Annotated in this window: 14 protein-coding genes and 2 pseudogenes; 7 read left to right on the top strand and 9 right to left on the bottom strand. The window is 62.3% G+C overall.

Features of this window, described 5'->3' with window-relative positions:
* Positions 1-32: 32 nt before the first annotated feature.
* Positions 33-1,297 (bottom strand): annotated as a pseudogene (locus ACP691_RS00815) (IS256 family transposase).
* Between the two features lie 412 nt (positions 1,298-1,709).
* Positions 1,710-2,594, bottom strand: a complete 885-nt coding sequence (gene ypfJ / locus ACP691_RS00820) for a KPN_02809 family neutral zinc metallopeptidase (RefSeq protein ID WP_040261620.1) — start codon at positions 2,592-2,594, stop codon at positions 1,710-1,712.
* A 148-nt stretch (positions 2,595-2,742) separates the two neighbouring features.
* On the opposite strand from ypfJ, the gene pcaH reads away from it, so the two are divergent.
* A complete protein-coding gene (pcaH, locus tag ACP691_RS00825) occupies positions 2,743-3,462 on the top strand; it encodes a protocatechuate 3,4-dioxygenase subunit beta (RefSeq protein ID WP_040261621.1) in 720 nt (239 codons plus the stop codon).
* A 14-nt stretch (positions 3,463-3,476) separates the two neighbouring features.
* Positions 3,477-4,082 carry a protocatechuate 3,4-dioxygenase subunit alpha gene (gene pcaG, locus ACP691_RS00830; RefSeq protein ID WP_040261622.1) on the top strand — a complete coding sequence of 202 codons (606 nt, stop codon included), beginning with the start codon at positions 3,477-3,479 and terminating at the stop codon, positions 4,080-4,082.
* A 38-nt stretch (positions 4,083-4,120) separates the two neighbouring features.
* Here pcaG and ACP691_RS00835 read toward each other — a convergent pair whose 3' ends face one another.
* The gene (locus tag ACP691_RS00835; RefSeq protein WP_426152535.1) at positions 4,121-4,945 is read right to left on the bottom strand and encodes an aldo/keto reductase; all 825 of its coding nucleotides are present in this window, start codon (positions 4,943-4,945) and stop codon (positions 4,121-4,123) included.
* Positions 4,946-4,962: 17 nt separating this feature from the next.
* Positions 4,963-5,049, bottom strand: a pseudogene (locus tag ACP691_RS00840) (hypothetical protein); the annotation flags it as partial.
* 305 nt (positions 5,050-5,354) lie between these two features.
* Between ACP691_RS00840 and ACP691_RS00845 the strand changes: the two are divergent.
* The 5 genes from ACP691_RS00845 (at position 5,355) to ACP691_RS00865 (ending at position 10,832) form a co-directional block, all read left to right on the top strand.
* A complete protein-coding gene (locus tag ACP691_RS00845; RefSeq protein ID WP_426152537.1) occupies positions 5,355-6,131 on the top strand; it encodes an IclR family transcriptional regulator in 777 nt (258 codons plus the stop codon).
* A gap of 66 nt (positions 6,132-6,197) precedes the next feature.
* Positions 6,198-7,016, top strand: a complete 819-nt coding sequence (locus ACP691_RS00850; RefSeq protein ID WP_426152539.1) for a sugar phosphate isomerase/epimerase family protein — start codon at positions 6,198-6,200, stop codon at positions 7,014-7,016.
* Entirely contained in the window at positions 7,013-7,981 is a 969-nt protein-coding gene (locus ACP691_RS00855; protein WP_426152541.1) for a DMT family transporter, read from the top strand. The genes ACP691_RS00850 and ACP691_RS00855 overlap by 4 nt, the downstream gene beginning before the upstream one ends.
* A gap of 170 nt (positions 7,982-8,151) precedes the next feature.
* Positions 8,152-10,077, top strand: coding sequence for a 3-dehydroshikimate dehydratase QuiC (gene quiC / locus ACP691_RS00860; protein WP_426152543.1), 1,926 nt, complete (start codon positions 8,152-8,154; stop codon positions 10,075-10,077).
* Between the two features lie 92 nt (positions 10,078-10,169).
* Entirely contained in the window at positions 10,170-10,832 is a 663-nt protein-coding gene (locus tag ACP691_RS00865; protein WP_426152545.1) for a TetR/AcrR family transcriptional regulator, read from the top strand.
* A 57-nt stretch (positions 10,833-10,889) separates the two neighbouring features.
* On the opposite strand, the gene ACP691_RS00870 is transcribed toward ACP691_RS00865, so the two are convergent.
* The 5 genes from ACP691_RS00870 to ACP691_RS00890 form a co-directional block, all read right to left on the bottom strand.
* The gene (locus ACP691_RS00870; protein WP_426152547.1) at positions 10,890-11,765 is read right to left on the bottom strand and encodes a shikimate dehydrogenase; all 876 of its coding nucleotides are present in this window, start codon (positions 11,763-11,765) and stop codon (positions 10,890-10,892) included.
* Positions 11,766-11,888: 123 nt separating this feature from the next.
* The gene (locus ACP691_RS00875) at positions 11,889-13,301 is read right to left on the bottom strand and encodes an MFS transporter (RefSeq protein WP_426152549.1); all 1,413 of its coding nucleotides are present in this window, start codon (positions 13,299-13,301) and stop codon (positions 11,889-11,891) included.
* A gap of 49 nt (positions 13,302-13,350) precedes the next feature.
* On the bottom strand, positions 13,351-14,994 hold the full coding sequence (locus ACP691_RS00880) for a phosphoethanolamine transferase (RefSeq protein ID WP_426152657.1): 1,644 nt from the start codon (positions 14,992-14,994) through the stop codon (positions 13,351-13,353).
* Positions 14,995-15,138: 144 nt separating this feature from the next.
* The gene (gene trmA, locus ACP691_RS00885; protein WP_426152551.1) at positions 15,139-16,221 is read right to left on the bottom strand and encodes a tRNA (uridine(54)-C5)-methyltransferase TrmA; all 1,083 of its coding nucleotides are present in this window, start codon (positions 16,219-16,221) and stop codon (positions 15,139-15,141) included.
* Positions 16,218-17,513, bottom strand: a complete 1,296-nt coding sequence (locus ACP691_RS00890; protein WP_426152553.1) for an NCS2 family permease — start codon at positions 17,511-17,513, stop codon at positions 16,218-16,220. Before ACP691_RS00890 ends, trmA begins: the two co-directional genes overlap by 4 nt.
* Positions 17,514-17,861 lie beyond the last annotated feature (348 nt).

Genomic DNA, 17,861 nt, shown 5'->3' on the forward strand with positions numbered 1-17,861 from the left:
AGTTAGCGCCCATCACCTGACGGACAATGAAATCACCACGTCGGCCCTGTGAAGTCATCTCCATAAAGAATCGCAAATTGATTCATGGCACCTTTCCAATCATATGCAGTCCTGCGCCAGTTGGTGGTGATGTTACGCAGTCCCAGCCAGATCAGCTTGGTTGCTGCTTCATCGTTCGGGGAGTGCCCGCGCGTTTTGATGATCTTGCGTAGCTGGGCGTTGACGCTCTCGATGGCGTTGGTAGTGTAGATCACCTTGCGTATCGCCTGCGGGAACACGAAGAACGGTATCACCCGATCCCATGCTCGTCGCCATGACGCAGCCACCGTGGGGTATTGCCTGCCCCGGGGGGGGCCGGGTCGAAGTCGTTCAGGGCTTGCTCGGCAGCGTCTGCATCCAGGGCCTGATAAACCGGCTTGAGCGCTTTGGCCAGGCCCATGCGCTTGTCCCAGGAAGCGAAGTCCAGGCTGTTGCGGATCAGGTGAACGATGCAGGTCTGCAACGTCGTCTGTGGGTAAACAGCCGCCAGTGCTTCGGGCATGCCCTTGAGGCCATCGGTAACGGCGATCAGTACGTCCTCAACACCTCGGTTGCGCAGGTCATTGAACACCTTGAGCCAGAACTTGGCGCCTTCAGTGTTCTCGATCCAGATGCCCAGGATGTCCCGTGTGCCGTCGGGCAACACGCCCAAGGCAAGGTAGATGGCCTTGTTGCGCACCATGCCTTCATCGCGGATCTTGACCCGCAGGGCGTCGAAGAAAATCACCGGGTACATCGGCTCCAGCGGGCGCTGCTGCCAGGCGCCGACCTCGTCCATCACGGCGTCAGTCACCGAGCTGATGAAGTCGTGGGAAACGTCGGTGCCGTACTGTTCGCGCAGGAAGGCGCTGATCTCTCGCACGGTCATGCCACGGGCATACATGGCGATGATCTTGTCGTCAAAACCGGTGAAGCGGCGCTCGTGCTTGGGGATCAGGATCGAGGCAAAACTGCCATCGCGGTCGCGGGGAATATCCAGCTTCAACGGGCCGTCGTCAGTCAGCACGGTTTTTCCGCTGGTGCCATTTCGCTGGTTCTCGCTGCCCTCGGGGCGCTCCTCGCCAGGCGCGTAGCCCAGATGATGGCCGAGCTCGGCACCTAGTGCGCGCTCGACCAACGCTTTCTTGAAGGCCATCGAGATGTCTTGGATTGCCTCGGCAGTCATCGGGCCGCTGGCGAACTGTTCAACCAGCTCTTTGGGAATGGATGGCAGGTTTTTTTGGCCTTGAAGGCCGGGTTCTTTTGATAGGCATGGCATGCACCTTAAACGCTTGTTATGCCCGAATACAAAATTTCTGACAGTCCCGAAAGCGTAGAGAAACGGTTCAACTACCCAGTACGCCTGTGCAACGGCTCAGCAATCCCCAGATTAGGAAACGACTTTTGAGATTTTGTTCAGCAACCATCTTACGGCGCTCTGGGCCACGCTGGAGTTAGGCCGTAGTCAATGCACTGCGACGCAGCCCCTCCCCGGATATTCCAGCGTGAAACGAAGGCGCATAGGGCACGGCCTAGGATCCAGGTTTGCAATGAAAAATGTGCCAGTAATGTGAAGCTCAGCTTTGCCGCAGGCGAGCCCCACTATGACAGGACGGGCCTGTAGTGCTTGTCTGTGGTTAGGCCTGTCCCGTCCGTCGTTACATTAAGCTCCAGGCCGAGTAAGACAGCTCCTACAACTGCTTGGCATTGAAGGTATCGCACCGATCCAACTGCCCGCTTTCGAAGCCAGTCTTGAACCACTTCACTCGCTGCGCCGAGGTGCCGTGGGTGAAGGAGTCGGGCACTACCCGCCCTTGACCTTGCTCCTGCAGGCGGTCGTCGCCGATGGCATTGGCGGCGTTGAGGGCTTCTTCCACATCTCCGGCCTCGAGCCAGTTCAGGCGTTGCTGGGCATGGTTGGCCCAGACACCGGCGAAGCAGTCGGCCTGCAGTTCCTGGCGGACCAGCAAGCCATTGTTGCCTTCCATTCGCTGGCCTTGCTGGCGCGCTGCGTCCACCTGGCGAGAAATGCCCAGCAGGGTTTGCACATGGTGGCCCACTTCGTGAGCGATGACGTAGGCCTGGGCGAAGTCGCCCGCTGCCTGGAAGCGCTGGCTCATCTCATTGAAGAAGGAGGTATCCAGGTACACCTTGCGGTCGCCAGGGCAATAGAACGGGCCGACGGCGGAGGAGGCCAGGCCACAGGCTGAGTTGACCCGGCCATTGAACAGCACCAGGGTAGGGTCCTCGTATTGGCGACCGCCTTCCTTGAAGATGGCCTGCCAAGTATCCTCGGTGTCACCCAGAATGGACCGCACAAATTCGGTCTGGTCGTCGGTGGCGGGCGTGCTGCGTTGTTGCACTGGCGCAGGGCCCGTAGCCTGGCCGGCCAGTTGCCCCAGTATTTGCATCGGGTCCTGGCCGGTGAGCAGACCGAAACCCACGATCAGCACCACTGCCCCGAGGCTCAGGCCCTTGCCGCCGATGCGAAGCCCGCCACCGCCATAACCGCCACCGCCCCCGTCTCCACGGGCATCCACTACGTTGTCACTGCGTCGGCCTTTTTTCCAGAGCATGCTGGGCCCTCTCCGTTTCGTATTTGGCATAACCATTTGGTTATGTCAGCACCGCGTATTTTCAGTTCCCGCCGTCTTCCGGTTGGCGGACACTCTCAGCCTGCGTATCGATTCATGCGACCTATAAATCCAATAACAGGAGATCGACATGTCTGAACAAGACACCAGTCGCTTCATCATCCGTGACCGCAACTGGCACCCCAAGGCGCTGACCCCCGACTACAAGACGTCGGTACCGCGCTCGCCTCGCCAGGCCTTGGTGAGCATTCCGCAAACCGCAAGCGAAAGCACCGGCCCAGACTTCTCGCACCTCAAGCTCGGTAAGTTCGACAACGATCTTCTGCTGAATTTCAATAATGGCGGCCTTCCCATCGGGGAACGGGTGATCGTGGCGGGCCGCGTGCTCGATCAGTTCGGCAAACCCGTGCCCCACACCTTGGTGGAGATGTGGCAGGCCAACGCCGGCGGCCGTTATCGCCACAAGAACGACCGCTACCTGGCCCCGCTGGACCCGAACTTCGGCGGCGTGGGCCGTACCCGCACCAATGCCGAAGGCTATTACAGTTTCCGCACCATCAAGCCGGGCCCGTACCCGTGGCGCAATGGCCCGAACGACTGGCGCCCGGCGCATATTCATGTGTCGGTAAGCGGGCCGTCCATTTCCACCCGTTTGATCACCCAGCTGTACTTCGAAGGCGACCCGCTCATTCCTCTATGCCCGATCGTCAAATCCATCGCCAATCCTGAGGCGATTCAGAGCCTGATCGCGCGGCTGGACATGACCAACGCCAACCCCATGGATTGCCTGGCCTACCGCTTCGATATCGTGCTGCGCGGCCAACGCCAGACCCATTTCGAGAATTGCTGAGAGGAGCGCCGTCAATGCCTGTTCAAATTCTGCCGGAAACCCCTTCGCAAACCGCTGGCCCCTACGTGCATATCGGCCTGGCGCTGGGTGTGGCGGGTAACCCCACCCGCGAGCAGGAAATCTGGAATGAAATGGCCAAGCCCGGGGCGCCGGGTGAGCACATCCTGCTGGTCGGTAACGTCTATGATGGCAACGGCCATCTGATCCGGGACTCCTTCCTGGAGTTCTGGCAAGCGGATCATCAGGGCCGTTACGACACCGAGTTCAACCTGGAAAAGCCCTTCAATAGCTTTGGCCGTACCGCCACTACCTTCGATGCCGGGGAGTGGAGCCTGCAGACCATCAAGCCGGGCGTGGTCACTACCACGGCGGGCATTCCCATGGCGCCCCACATCAACGTCAGTCTGTTTGCCCGGGGGATCAACATCCACCTGCAAACCCGCATCTATTTCGACGACGAAGCCGAGGCGAACGCCAAGTGCCCGATCCTCAACCTGATCGAGCAACCCCAGCGGCGTGAAACTCTGATTGCACGGCGTTGTGAAGTGAACGGCAAAACCGCTTACCGCTTCGACATTCGCGTGCAGGGAGAAGGCGAGACGGTGTTCTTCGACTTCTGATCCCAATACCGCCCCTGTGCCAGCGGGGCGGCGGAGTGTCAGTCCCACTTCGGTGCGAAGTCGGGGCTGACCAGACGTTGATTTTTGGGCAACTGGGCGATGAGGGCACGGTCTTCATCATCCAGTGGTACCTTGAAAGCCTCCAGGTTGCTTCGCTGATTATTGATGCTGGCCGCCTTCGGGATGGCGGCGACGCCCTCCTGATCCAGCAACCATTTCAGCGCGACCTGAGTGGGCAATACCCCATGCTTGTGAGCGATCTGCTGCAAGGCTTGGTAATCTGAAAGGCGGTTGCGCGCCAACGGGCTGTAGGCAGTGAGCGCGATCTGGTGCTGCCGGCAGAAGTCCAGCAGCGGCTGCTGGTCCAGCGCCACGTGATACTCCACCTGCAGCGCGGCCAAGGGTGCCTTCAATTCCTCGACCGCTTGGCGCATCAGAGCCAAGGGAAAGTTCGCCACGCCAATGGCCTTGGCGCGGCCGCTCTCATACAAAGCAGTCAAGGCGTCCAGGCTGGCCTGCAGGTTCCACTCACCGCGGCCAGGCCAATGAATCAAAAACAGGTCCACGTAGTCGGTGCGCAATGCCTTGAGGCTGTCCTCGAAGGAGGCTTGCAAGGCGCCAGGCTCCAGCTTGTCCCACCAGACTTTGGTCGTCACATGGATATGCTCGCGGGGCACATCCGTGGTGCTGAGTGCCTCGCCAACCGCGGCTTCGTTGTTATAGGCCGCGGCGGTATCGATATGCCGGTAGCCCAGGTCCAGCGCGCTGAGCACGGCGCGGGTGCATTCGGCATCGAGCATGGGCCAGGTGCCCAGGCCGAGCTTGGGCAGGTTCAAGCCGTGTGCGTTGCTGATGGTTTCCATAACAGCCTCCTTGGTGATCAATCCTGCGTTGCACCGGCCGCATGACGACCAGCAATGTAACCGAAGGTCATGGCCGGGCCCAGGTTGATGCCGCCGGCCGGGTAGCAACGACTCCTGATGCTGGCCATGATGGGCATCCTCATCACAGGGGTTCCCCGTAGCGTGAGCCTAAGTTTGGGTAACGGCCCGCTCAGCGCCCGAGCCGATTACCAGCAGATCGCAATCTACGCTTGGAAAAGGGTGAAGGGGTTCAGACATTGCAACTCCGAAGGCATGGTAATTATTGGAACCTTGTTCCAGAATTGTAGGGCGCCAAACCTAGGTTCGCTATGCGGCTCGCTGAAAAGCGGGCGAAGATCGCACAGCGCTCCTTTGGCTCTCTCATTGTGCCGATCATTAAGGGCCCAGCATGGCCGGAAGTCAGATAGAACGAGCCTTTCGCGTGGTCGAGAAGCTGACCCATGAGCCGCGGGGCCTTCCCTTGCAAAGCCTGGCCGAGGCCCTGGACCTTCCCAAGAGCGCCGCGCACCGCTTGCTCACCGAACTCACCCGCTTGGGCTACGTGCGTCAGAATGCGGAAAACCTTCGCTACCTGCTGACCACGCGCCTGGTGGCCCAAGGCTTTCGCTACCTGGGCCATAGCGGTGTGGATATCGTGCAGCCCATCCTGGATCGCCTGGCTGAGCAAACCGCGGAGCTCATCCGGTTGGGCGTGGTCGAAGGCGCGCGGCTGACCTGGCTGGCCAAGGCCCAGGGCGCTCGTAGCGGGCTGCGCTATGACCCTGACATGGGGCGTGAGGCGCCCTTGTTCTATACCGCCTCCGGCCATGCCTGGCTGGCCACGCTCAATGACGACCAAGCCATGGCCTTGGTGGAAGCCCAAGGCATTGCGCCGGCCGAAGGGTTCGGCCCCAATGCCCCGCGCAACACGGAGCAATTGTTGGCACGGCTGCGCCTGGCGCGCGCTCAGGGTTATGCCTGGGTGATCGAGAGTTCAGCGGTGGGGATGTCCGCCTTGGCGGTGGCGGTGCGTCATCCCGACAGCGGAGCCACCCTGGGTGTGCTGAGCGTTGCCGGGCCAACGGCGCGGCTGCCCGAGGCTCGGCTTCATGGCCTGGCCCCGGCGACCCAGGCCGCCGCCGTGGAACTGGCTCAGGCCAGCATGGCCTGCGAATGGTTTCGTTGATCCAGGGCTTGTATTGAAGCTGGAACTCCGTTCTAAATAACAACATCCCCTCAGGTGGCAACGTTCATGCGGCGACCTTTTTCCCTGGCGGCACTCACAGTGCTCGAACTGTCTCCGGTGGAGATGATCGAAGTCGCCGCGCGCGCAGGCTACAGCCATGTCGGCTTGCGTACCGAGCCAGCCACTTCGGAAGAACACCACTATCCGCTCCTGGCGGACGCTGCCTTGCGCCGCGCCACCCTGGCGCGCCTGAGGGATACCGGGATCCGGGTGCTGGACCTGGAAATTCTCAGGTTAAAGCCTGACACCCAGGTGCGCGCGTTCGAGTCACACCTGGCCTTCGGTGGCGACTGCGGGGCGACCGAGCTGCTGGTAGCGGGTAACGACCCCGACCTTTCCCGCTGCGCCGAGCGCTTTGGCCAGTTGTGCGAGCTGGCCGCCCCTTACGGCATCCATCCCCATCTCGAATTCATGCCCTGGACGGACGTGCCGGACCTGGCCACGGCCATCAGCGTGGTGGAGCAAGCCGGGCAGGCCAATGGCTGCGTGCTGGTGGATGCGTTTCACTTCAACCGTTCCGGCTCTTCTCTGTCGCAACTGGAACAGTTGCCGCCCGGCCGCATGCGCTACGCTCAGCTCTGCGATATCGCGGGGCCGCCTCCCGCGGACATGGCCCGCATACTGTATGAAGCGCGCAATGAGCGCTGCATGCCCGGGGACGGAGATTGTGATTTGCCCAGCCTGCTACGAGCGTTGCCACCGGCTATCCCATTGAGCCTGGAAATTCCTACCCGCCGCCTGCTGGAACAGGGAATGAGCCCGCTGGAGCGCGCCGCCCTGGCACTGGAAGCTACTCATCGCGTACTGGAACGCCTCTGCCCATGACTAAGTCCGCCCTCTCGCTGACCGGCTCCAGCCAACCGCTGAAGGGCATGTTGCTGATGGTGATCGCGACCTTGCTGTTCGCCAGCCACGACGTGCTCTCCAAGTACCTGTCGGGCATTTATCCGGTGATGCTGGTGATCTGGGTACGCTATTTCGTGCATACCCTGCTGATGATGGGCATCTTCCTGCCACAGTCGGGGCTTCGCATCCTGCGCACTCGTCGGCCGCTGCTGCAGATTCTCCGCGCCTTGTGCCTGCTGGGCACGAGCCTGCTCTTCACTTCCGGCCTACAGTACATTCCCCTGGCCGAAGCCACGGCGGTGAACTTCCTTGCTCCCTTGCTGGTGACCGCGTTGTCGGTTCCGCTGCTGGGTGAACGTGTCACGGCCGGACAGTGGACAGCGGTACTGATCGGCTTTTGCGGCGTGGTCACCATCGTTCACCCGGGTGGGGATCTGTTTACGCCCGCGATTCTTTTTCCTTTCGGCTCGGCCCTGTGTTTCTGCTTCTACCAGATCCTGACCCGCAAGGTGGCTGAGGTAGACAGCCCCACCACCAGCAACTTCTTTGCGGGCGTATTCAATACCCTGCTGATGAGCGCCGTGGTGCCGTACTTCTGGCACTGGCCAAGCTGGCTCGATGGCATCTTCATGCTGGCCCTCGGCACCTGCGGCATGACGGCCCACCTGTTGCTCACCCAAGCCTTTCGTCATGCGCCACCGGCGCTGCTCGCCCCTCTGGGGTACTGCCAGATCGTCTTCGCCGGCTTCTATGGCTTGCTGATTTTCAATCACCAGCCCACCGGCCTCACGATCATCGGCATTTGCGTGATCTGTGCCAGTGGCGTGGCTGCGGCATGGCTGCAGCGTCGCGCCAAGGCCGCGGAACCCTCTTCAGCCAAATCGGCCCAATCAACGGAGGCGGTTGCCACTACTGCGCCGATAGAACCCGCCAAGACGGCCTAGAGTGGGCGGTAATCGAACAGAAAACTAACCGGTTGGTACGCTAGGGCGGCGGGTTTTTCGGGTATAAACGGTCCGACAAAACCCAGAAATCTTTTGGTCGGCCCAGGCTGGCCAGGCGCAGTGCGAACGGTTCGGTCAAGCCGCCACGCGCAGCCTTCAGGAGTGACACCATGCACCGTTCGATCGCCACCGTATCCCTTAGCGGCACCTTGCCGGAAAAGCTCGAAGCCATTGCCGCCGCCGGGTTCGATGGGGTGGAGATCTTCGAAAACGACCTTCTGTACTACGACGGAAGCCCGCGCGAAGTGCGCCAGATGTGCGCGGACCTGGGCATCGCGATCACACTGTTCCAGCCGTTTCGGGATTTCGAAGGCGTGCGGCGCGATCGCTTGACACGCAATCTGGAGCGCGCCGAGCGCAAGTTCGACCTCATGCACGAGCTGGGCACTGACCTGGTGCTGGTATGCAGCAACGTTGCCCCCGACGCCCTGGGTGACCCTGCGGTTCTGGTGGAGGACATGGCGCTGCTGGCCGAGCGGGCAGGGGAGCGTGGCTTGCGCATCGGCTACGAAGCCCTGGCCTGGGGGCGCCATGTCAACACCTGGCAGCAGGTATGGGACATCGTTCGGGAGGTGAACCACCCCAGCCTGGGCATGATCCTGGACAGCTTCCATACCTTGTCGCTGCGCGGCGACCCGCGAGCCATCGCCCAGGTACCGGCAGACAAGATCTTCTTCGTGCAAATGGCCGACGCGCCAGTGCTGGCCATGGATGTGCTGGAGTGGAGCCGTCATTTCCGCAACTTCCCCGGCCAGGGCGATTTCGACCTTCCCGGTTTCCTGGCGCCTATTCTGAAAACCGGCTATCAAGGGCCCTTGTCCCTGGAAATCTTCAACGATGGTTTCCGCGCCGCGCCACCTCGCGGCAATGCCGCCGACGGCTTGCGTTCGCTCTTGTACCTTGAAGAGAAAACACGTCAGTTGCTGGCCGCCGAAACGGATGCCCAGGCCACCGCCAAGGTCGCCAGCGAGCAGTTGTTCAGCACACCCGCGGCTGCGCCCTACGACGGCGTCGAGTTCCTTGAGTTCGCGGTGGACGAAGCCGCGGGCGCCAAGCTCAAGCACTGGCTTGGGCAGCTGGGCTTTACCGTAGCGGGCCAGCACCGCTCCAAGAATGTCACCCTGCTGCGCCAGAACGACATCAACCTGATCCTCAATTCAGAACCCTATTCCTTCGCGCACAATTTTTTCGAAGCCCATGGCCCCTCGCTTTGCGCCACCGCCCTGCGGGTGCGCAACGGCGCCGAGGCCCTGCAACGCGCGGTCGCCTACAAGGCGCAGCCCTACCGCGGCCTGGTCGGCCCCAACGAACGGGAACTGGCGGCAGTGCGGGCACCCGATGGCAGCCTGATCTACCTGGTAGACCAGGATGCCCAGGGCCGCACCATTTACGAGACGGACTTCAATCTCAACACGATGACACCTGCTGGCAGCGGCGGCCTCAAGCGCATCGACCACATGGCCATGGCGTTGCCGCCCGATGCGCTGGACAGTTGGGTGCTGTTCTACAAAAGCGTGCTGGACTTCACCGCTGACGACGAAGTGGTGCTACCCGACCCCTACGGCCTGGTGAAAAGCCGGGCCATCCGCAGCCGCTGCAGCACCGTGCGCCTGCCGCTGAACATCTCGGAGAACCGAGGCACGGCGATTTCCCATGCGCTCTCGTCCTATCGAGGCTCGGGCGTGCATCACATCGCGTTCGATTGCGACGATATCTTCGCCGCGGTCACCCAGGCCAAGGAAGCTGGCCTGCCGTTGCTGGAAATTCCGCTCAACTATTACGACGATCTGGCCGCGCGCTTCGACTTCGACGACGAATTCCTCAGCGAGCTGGCGTACTTCAACGTGCTCTACGACCGCGATGCCAACGGTGGCGAGCTGTTCCATGTGTACACCGAGCCATTCGAGAACCGCTTCTTCTTCGAGGTGATCCAGCGCCGGGGCGGTTATGCCGGTTACGGGGCCGCCAACGTGGCGGTGCGCCTGGCGGCCATGGCCAAGGCGCGCAGTGGAACCGCGCGGCAGACACGTTTGTAAGCGCGGAGCCAGGGGGCGGAGTGCCCGGGGCCGCTTCCTTCCAGTGCCCCGGCGGCTCATAATCACCGCTGACCCACACAGGCCCAGAGCCCATGACAATAACATCAGACGCGCCGGAAGCCGGCACGCCCAAACGTATCCGCAAGAACAACCCGGAAAAGACCCGGGAAAGCATCCTCCAGGCGGCCATCACCGAATTCGTTGCGCAGGGCCTCGCTGGCGCCCGGGTAGACGCCATCGCCGAGCGGACGCAAACGTCCAAGCGGATGATCTATTACTACTTCAACAGCAAGGAGCAGCTGTACGTCGAGGTGCTGGAGAAGCTGTACGGCGATATCCGGCAGACCGAAAGCAGCATGCATCTGACCGAGCTGGACCCCTTCGAGGGGCTCAAGCGCCTGGTGGAGTTCACCTTCGATCACCATGACCGCAACGTGGATTTCGTGCGCATCGTCTGCAACGAAAACATCCACCAGGGCGAATACATCAAGCAGTCGCGCTCCATCCGCAGCATGAACCGCACCGTGCTGGACCAGCTTGAGGCCCTCCTGGCCAAGGGCGTGGCGAGCGGTGTATTCCGCCAGGGCCTGCAAGCCATGGACGTGCACATGCTGATCAGCTCATTCTGCTTTTATCGGGTGTCGAACCAGCACACCTTCGGGGAGATCTTCCAGGTGGATTTCAAGGACCCAGTCCTGAAACAGCACCACCGGAAAATGATCGTGGACGCGCTCGTACGCTTCGTCAAAGCCTGACCTGTCCCTCAAGCCAGCCCGGGCGCGCTGGCTTGGCGGCGACCGGGCCCGCGGCCGTCAGCCGTTCATGCTGTGGAAATGCGCGGTCATGCGTTCGGCATCCGCTTCCAGGCCGGTGAACAGCTCGAAGGCCTTCACGGCCTGGAACACCGCCATGGTACTGCCATCGAGGGTGCGGCAGCCCAGAGCCCGGGCATCCTTGAGCAGCTGGGTTTCGAGGGGGAAATAAACGATTTCGGCCACCCATAACTCGGGCCGCAAAAGCGCCTTCGGCACTGGCGTGCCGGGCAGCTTGGCCATGCCCATGGGCGTGGTATTGACGATACCGTCCGCCTCGCCCACGGCAGCGGCGAGGTCGTCACCTACCCGCGCCGGCTGGCCCGGGAAGTGGGCGTTGAGGTTGTCGACCAGGGTGCGCGCGCTCTGCGGGTTCACGTCGAACAGGGTCAGCTGGCGTACCCCTTCCAGCAGCAAGGCATGGGCCACGGCCGAGCCGGCGCCGCCCGCGCCCATCTGAACCACCCGCTGGCGAGGCGCGTCGACGAGGCCGCGCCGAAAGCCTTCGGCGAAGCCCAGACAATCGGTATTGTGGCCCACCCGCTTGCCATTCTCGAGCACCACGGTGTTCACCGCGCCTATACCCCGCGCTTCGCTGGAGAGCTCATCGAGATAAGGAATGATCGCCTGCTTGCTGGGGAAGGTAATGTTCAAGCCGGTGAAGCCCATGCGTTGGGCCGCAGTGAGCAGTTCTTCGAGGGCGCTATTGTCCAGCTTCAGAACATCCAGGTCGATCAGCCGATACACATAGCCAAGCCCTTGGGCCTTGCCTTCCTGTTCATGCATGGCGGGCGTGCGGGATAACTGGATGCCTGAACCGATAAGCCCGGCAAGGACGCTGGGCTGGGCCGCGCGGGCGGCGGGAACTGCGCTCATGATAAAACTCCATTGTTATTCTTGGCCGGGGCCGCTGGAGGTAAATTGTACCACCCGGTTACTTAGGTCAATGGCTTGAGCGGCCTCTGTCGTGTCCAGGCTTAAAAAGCGGGCGGCAATCGGTCAACGTTGCTCAGAGACGTTGGCTCCCGCTTTCGGCGCCAGGCTCCAGGCGTCCATGCCTGCCGCCAGGGTCAGTATCCCCACGGCGCAAAAGGCCAGGTGAAAGGCCTCGAGGCTGCCCGGGCTGACTTCCAGCAGGCCTTCCGAGGCGCGTAGCAGAATCACCGCTGCGGCTATCCCTAAGCCGAACGCCAGTTGCTGGAGCATGCTGAACAGCGTATTGGCCGAAGTCATCAAGGGCGCGGGCATGTCGGCGAAGGCCAGGCTGTGATAGGCGGTGAAGCCCATGGAGCGGGCCATGCCGGAGATGACCAGCACTGGCACCATGAGCCAGAGCGGGGTAGCCGGCGTCATGGCGGCGCAGGCGAAGCAGGTGGCTGCCAACACCGCGATGCTGGCCAGCAGCGTGGCGCGGAACCCCAGACGGCGCAGGATGGGCGAGGTCATGGGTTTCATGCCGATATTGCCAGCGAACAATGCAAGTACCAGCAACCCTGACACATAGGGTTCGAGGCCGAAGCCGAGCTGGAACATCAGAGGCAGCAGGAACGGCGCCGTGCTGACCATGGCCCGGTACAGGGAGCCGCCGCGAACGGTCACTGCATAGGTATGGACCCGCAAAGCTTCCAGGCGCAGCAGCGGCGCCTGGGCCTTGCCCAGGTGGCGATACAGGGCCCAAAGCAGCACGACGCTCGCCCCCAGCCAGAGGTAGTTGGTCGCAGTGCCGGGTTCCCTGCCTACCTGTTCCAGGCCGTGCACCAGGCTGGCGCAGCCCAGGGCGCAATAGGCGAAGCCGATCAGGTCGAACGGCTGTGGTCGAGTAGTCGCGGGCTGCTGGGGCATCAGCCGCCAGGCAAAGACCAAGGCCAACAGCCCGAGGGGAAGATTGAGCAGGAAGATCCAATGCCAGGACGCATAGCTGGTGATGAAGCCGCCCAAGGGCGGGCCCAGCACTGGTGCCACCAGCCCTGGCCAGGTAATCAACGCGATGGCGCCAAGCAGGTGTTGCTTTTCGGTATTGCGCAGTACCGCCAAGCGACCCACTGGCACCATCATGGCACCGCCTACCGCCTGCAGCGCGCGGGCAAGCACGAACTGCCAGAGGCTCTGGCTGCCGGCGCACAGCACCGACGCCAGTGTGAACAGCAACAGCGCCCCCATGAACACCCGCCGATGGCCGAAGCGCTCGGCCATCCAGCCGCTGGCGGGAATGAAGACCGCCAGCGTCAGCACATAGGTGGTGATACCCACGTTCACATCCACCGGCCCCACGCCGAAGGACCGCGCCATGGCGGGTAGCGCGGTGACGATGACAGTGGCGTCCAGGTTGTCCATGAAGAAGGCGGCGGCCACCAGCAGGGCCAGCCAGCGCGCCCGCGAAGGCGAGGCGCCAGGGGTAGTCGATGTGCTCACGAGCCCTCCGGAGGTAGAGGGCGATGAAACGTCCTGGCCTGAGGCTTTGTCAACCTGAGGCTGCGACCCGGCAAGCCTGGAACAGGTCAAGTTCAGGCTTGTACACCGAGGTGCTGACGTTGAACAGACCCAGCAGCGAATGGAAGACCGCATCATGGCTCAGGCCAGGGTCATCCCGGCGTGCGGCCAGGCACGCCCGGTCAATGTGCGCGTCGGCCAGTGTCCGTTCGCCGAACCATAGCACCATGGGCACATGCTTCTGGGCTTCAGGCGCGATGGCATAGGGCGCCGCGTGCAGGTACAGGCCGTTCTCGCCCAAGGACTCGCCGTGGTCGGACACATACCACAGGCTAGTGTCGTAGCGGCTTTGATTCGCCTGCAGCAGGCCAATCACTCGCGCCAGGAAATGATCCGTGTAGAGGATGGTGTTGTCATACACATTGTTCAGGGCTTCGCTGCTGCAACTGCCCAGCTGGTTGGTATGGCACACCGGAGTGAAGCGTTCCATGGCCTTGGGATAGCGATCGTAGTATTCCGGGCCATGGCTGCCATCGGAGTGCAGGAAGATAACCGCGTTGCCATCGAGGCGGTCGATGTCCGCCTGCAGGCCCTCGAGCAGCGCTTCGTCCAGGCAGTTGTGCCCATCGCAGTAAGGGCTTGGCTGGGTCTTCGGGATGTCGCGGTGGGGGCTGCGCAGGCAGGTACCTTTGCAATCGCTGTTGTTTTCCACCCAGAGCACTTTCACGCCGGCGTGCTGGAACACGTCCAGCAAGCTTTCCACCGTCTTGCCCTTCTTGTCCGAATAGGCCTCACGTCCGAACATGGAGAACATGCAGGGCACCGAGACGGCGGTCGAGGTGCCACAAGAATGTACCTGAGTGTAATTGAGCACATCGAGTTGACTCAGCTCCGGGTTGGTCTGTCGGGCATAACCATTCAACGAGAAGTGATCGGCTCGGGCGGTTTCGCCCACCACGAAGATCATCAGCTGCTTGCGCGGCCCGGGAGAGGTCTGCGCTGCATCGGTGCCGATCGCTTGCACCGTCAGGACCTGACGGATGCCCAGATGCTCCTTGGCCAGCTTGATAGAGGCGTAGATGAAGTTGGTGGGGTTGATGAAGTGGGTCAGCTTGTCTTCCTGACGCAATAGAGGGCCGTAGGTGGAATAGAAGGCGCCCACCGCCCCAATCAACAGCGCCGTTGACAGCAGGGTAACCCCGACCTTGTTCAACAGGCCGCGCAATGGTCGGGCGTAGCGAACGGGCCATAGCCAGACCAGCGACGCTGGCAGGGCACCAAGCAGCGCCAGGTAGAGCGCCAGGGTTGGGCTCAAGAGCGCGGCGACTTCCCCGGGGTTGGTTTCCACCACGTTCTGCAACATTGGGGTGTCGATCGTCACCCCATAGGTGTTCATGAAGTAGGCCGCGGCGGCCGCGCCCAAGGCAGTCACCGACAGCACCGGCTTGAGCAGCGGGCGGAAGGATAAGCCAATGAACAGCAGCGTAAAGGCCGCCCACAGGAAAAGGGCAAAGGACGCCATGAAGGCCCAGCGGGCCAAGCCGTGTAGCTCGACCAGCCCATCGAGGGCGTGCCAGGCAGCGAAGTTGTAGACGGCCACCAGCCAGGCGGCGAAGAGCATGACGAAGCGTGACGAACCCAAGGGCGGAAGGCGGCGCGAGATGTTCATGGACACCCGGACTACAAGGTTTGGAACGGCCCGCGAACGGGGACGGCCGGCAGGGTAGTCAGACAAATGTGCGCCTTGGGTGAGGCGGATGTGAAAGATTTGTGAAAACCCGGGGCCGCAGCCCCGGCGTGATCTGGGTTAAGCCCAGGTTCAGCGACGCGTCAACAGCACCCCGGCTTCCATGTGATGGGTATAAGGAAACTGGTCGAAGAGGGCGCAACGCACCATCTGGTGAGTATCGTTCAACTGCGCCAGATTGGCGGCCAGGGTTTCCGGATTGCAGGAGATGTACAGGATGTTGTCGAAGCGTCGAGTCAATTCGCAGGTCTGCGGGTCCATCCCGGCCCGAGGCGGGTCTACGAAGACCGTACCGAAGGCATAGCTCGCCAGATCTACCCCTTGCAGACGACGGAACTCGCGAACGCCGTTGAGCGCCTGGGTGAGCTCTTCGGCCGACAGCCTCACCAGAGTGACGTTGTCGACGGCGTTATCCGCCAGGTTGTGCAGCGCCGCGGCGACACTGGTCTTGCTGATCTCGGTTGCCAGAACCCTGCGTACCCGGGTAGCCAGGGGGAGGGTGAAGTTGCCATTGCCGCAGTACAGCTCCAGCAGGTCATCCCCGCGCTGCCCCAGTACCTCATGGGCCCAATTGAGCATGTGGCCGCACACCTGGGCATTGGGCTGGGTGAATGCGCCTTCCGGCTGGCGGTAGCTGAAAGTGCGGCCGGCGACCGTCATGCACTCGGTAACATGGTCCTGGCCGACCACCAGGCGCTGGCCACGGGAGCGGCCGATCAGGCTGACCCCCAGTCGCGCCGCCAGGGCGCGCGCAGCCTGCTCCCACTGAGCATCCAGAGGGCGGTGATAGCACAGCGTGATCAGCGCCTCCCCGGTCAAGGTCGTCAGGAACTCAACCTGGAACAGCTTGTGGTCGAGTACCTCATCCGCCTGCCAGGCTGCCTTGAGCTGTGGCATCAGCTCATTGATGCGGGCACTGGCCACCGGAAACTGCTCGATCAGGATAGGCGTGCGTTTGTCGCCAGGGCTGAACATTGCATAGTGGCGTTGGCCACCTTCGCGCCACAGGCGGAACTCGGCACGCATGCGGTAATGCTCCCGGGGCGACTCGAAGACGTCCGGCGCGGGCGCGTCGAAGGGCGCCAGCAGGGCCTTCAGCCGGGCCACCTTCTCATCGAGCTGCTGCGCGTACCCCGCCGGGTTCAAGCCGCTCATGCGTTGAACCAGGCCAGCTTGATCACGAACAATACCGAAAGAATGATCAGCGCGGGGTTCAGGTCGCGGGTGCGACCGGACACCAGCTTGATGGCTGTCCAGGTGATAAAGCCGAATGCGATACCGTTGGCGATGGAGTAGGTCAGGGGCATGGCCAGGGCCGTGACCACCACCGGCGCGGCCTCGGTAATGTCCTCCCAGTTGATTTCCGCCAGGCCCGACGCCATGAGCACGGCCACGAACAGCAAGGCTGGGGCCGTGGCGTAGGCAGGTACGCTGCCAGCCAGGGGCGCGAAGAACAATGCCAGCAGGAAAAGTACCGCCACTACAATGGCTGTCAGGCCGGTACGGCCACCGGCGCTGACCCCGGCGGCGGACTCGATGTAGCTGGTGGTGGTGGACGTGCCCAGCAGCGACCCGGCCATGGCGGCGGTGCTGTCGGCGATCAGCGCGCGGCCCATCTTGGGCATGTGCCCGTCCTTGCCCATCAACCCGGCGCGCTTGGCCACGCCGATGAGGGTGCCGGAGTTGTCGAACAGGTCTACGAACAGGAAGGCGAAGATCACGCTCACCAGGCCAATGTTCAGCGCGCCGGCGATGTCCAGTTGCAGGAAGGTGGGAGCCAGCGAAGGCGGCATGGAGACCAGCCCGCTGAACGGGCTCAGGCCCAGCAGAATGGATACCACGGTCACTGCCAGGATGCCGATCAGCACCGCGCCACGCACCTTGAGGGCTTCCAGGCCCACGATCAGCACAAAGCCCAGGGCTGCCAGGATGGCGCCAGGCTGCTTGAGGTCACCCAGGCCGACCAGGGTGGCGGGGTTGTCCACCACGATGCCGGCGTTCTGCAGGGCGATCAATGCCAGGAACAGGCCGATGCCCGCGGCAATGGCGCTGCGCAACGGCAGCGGGATGCTGTTCACGATCCACTCGCGGATCTTGAAGATGGACAGCAGGAAGAAGCACACCGCCGACAGGAACACCGCGCCTAGGGCCACCTGCCAGCTATGGCCCATGTGCAGCACCACGGTATAGGTGAAGAAGGCGTTCAGCCCCATGCCGGGGGCCAGGGCGATGGGGTAGTTGGCGATCAGCCCCATGGTGGCCGAGCCGATGGCCGCGGCCAGGCAGGTGGCGACGAAGATGGCGCCCTTGTCCATGCCTGTGCCGCCCAGGATGCTGGGATTGACGAACAGAATATAGGCCATGGCCAGGAAGGTAGTTACCCCTGCCAGGATCTCGGTGCGCACGTTGGTATTGTGTGCCCGTAACTGAAACAACCTTTCCAGCATGCCCGCTCCCCAAAAGCGTCTCATTGACGCCAGTAATGATGGCCTATGGCGAAGCGCCGCTTTGTCATAGGCCTAAAAAAGCGGCGCATCATACCAGCGCTTATTCGCCGGGAGAACGCGCCTCGGTCATTCCGCCTGTCCGCGCGCTTGCAGCGCGATGAGCGGGCTGTGCAAAGTGCATACCTGATTGCCGGATATTGAACGCAACGCATTGCCGATTCGTATTCAACAGTTCTAGTCCAGACATCCACCGGAAGGAAGCCCGTCGCGCTTTCGTTAGGTACCATGCTGTCCCCAAGGACGCTGGGTATCGATTGATCGAATCGGATGGCAAGCGGTTCGGCTGAA

This window comes from Pseudomonas sp. DC3200b2, from assembly GCF_049895785.1.
In the GTDB taxonomy this organism is placed as follows: Bacteria; Pseudomonadota; Gammaproteobacteria; order Pseudomonadales; family Pseudomonadaceae; genus Aquipseudomonas; species Aquipseudomonas massiliensis.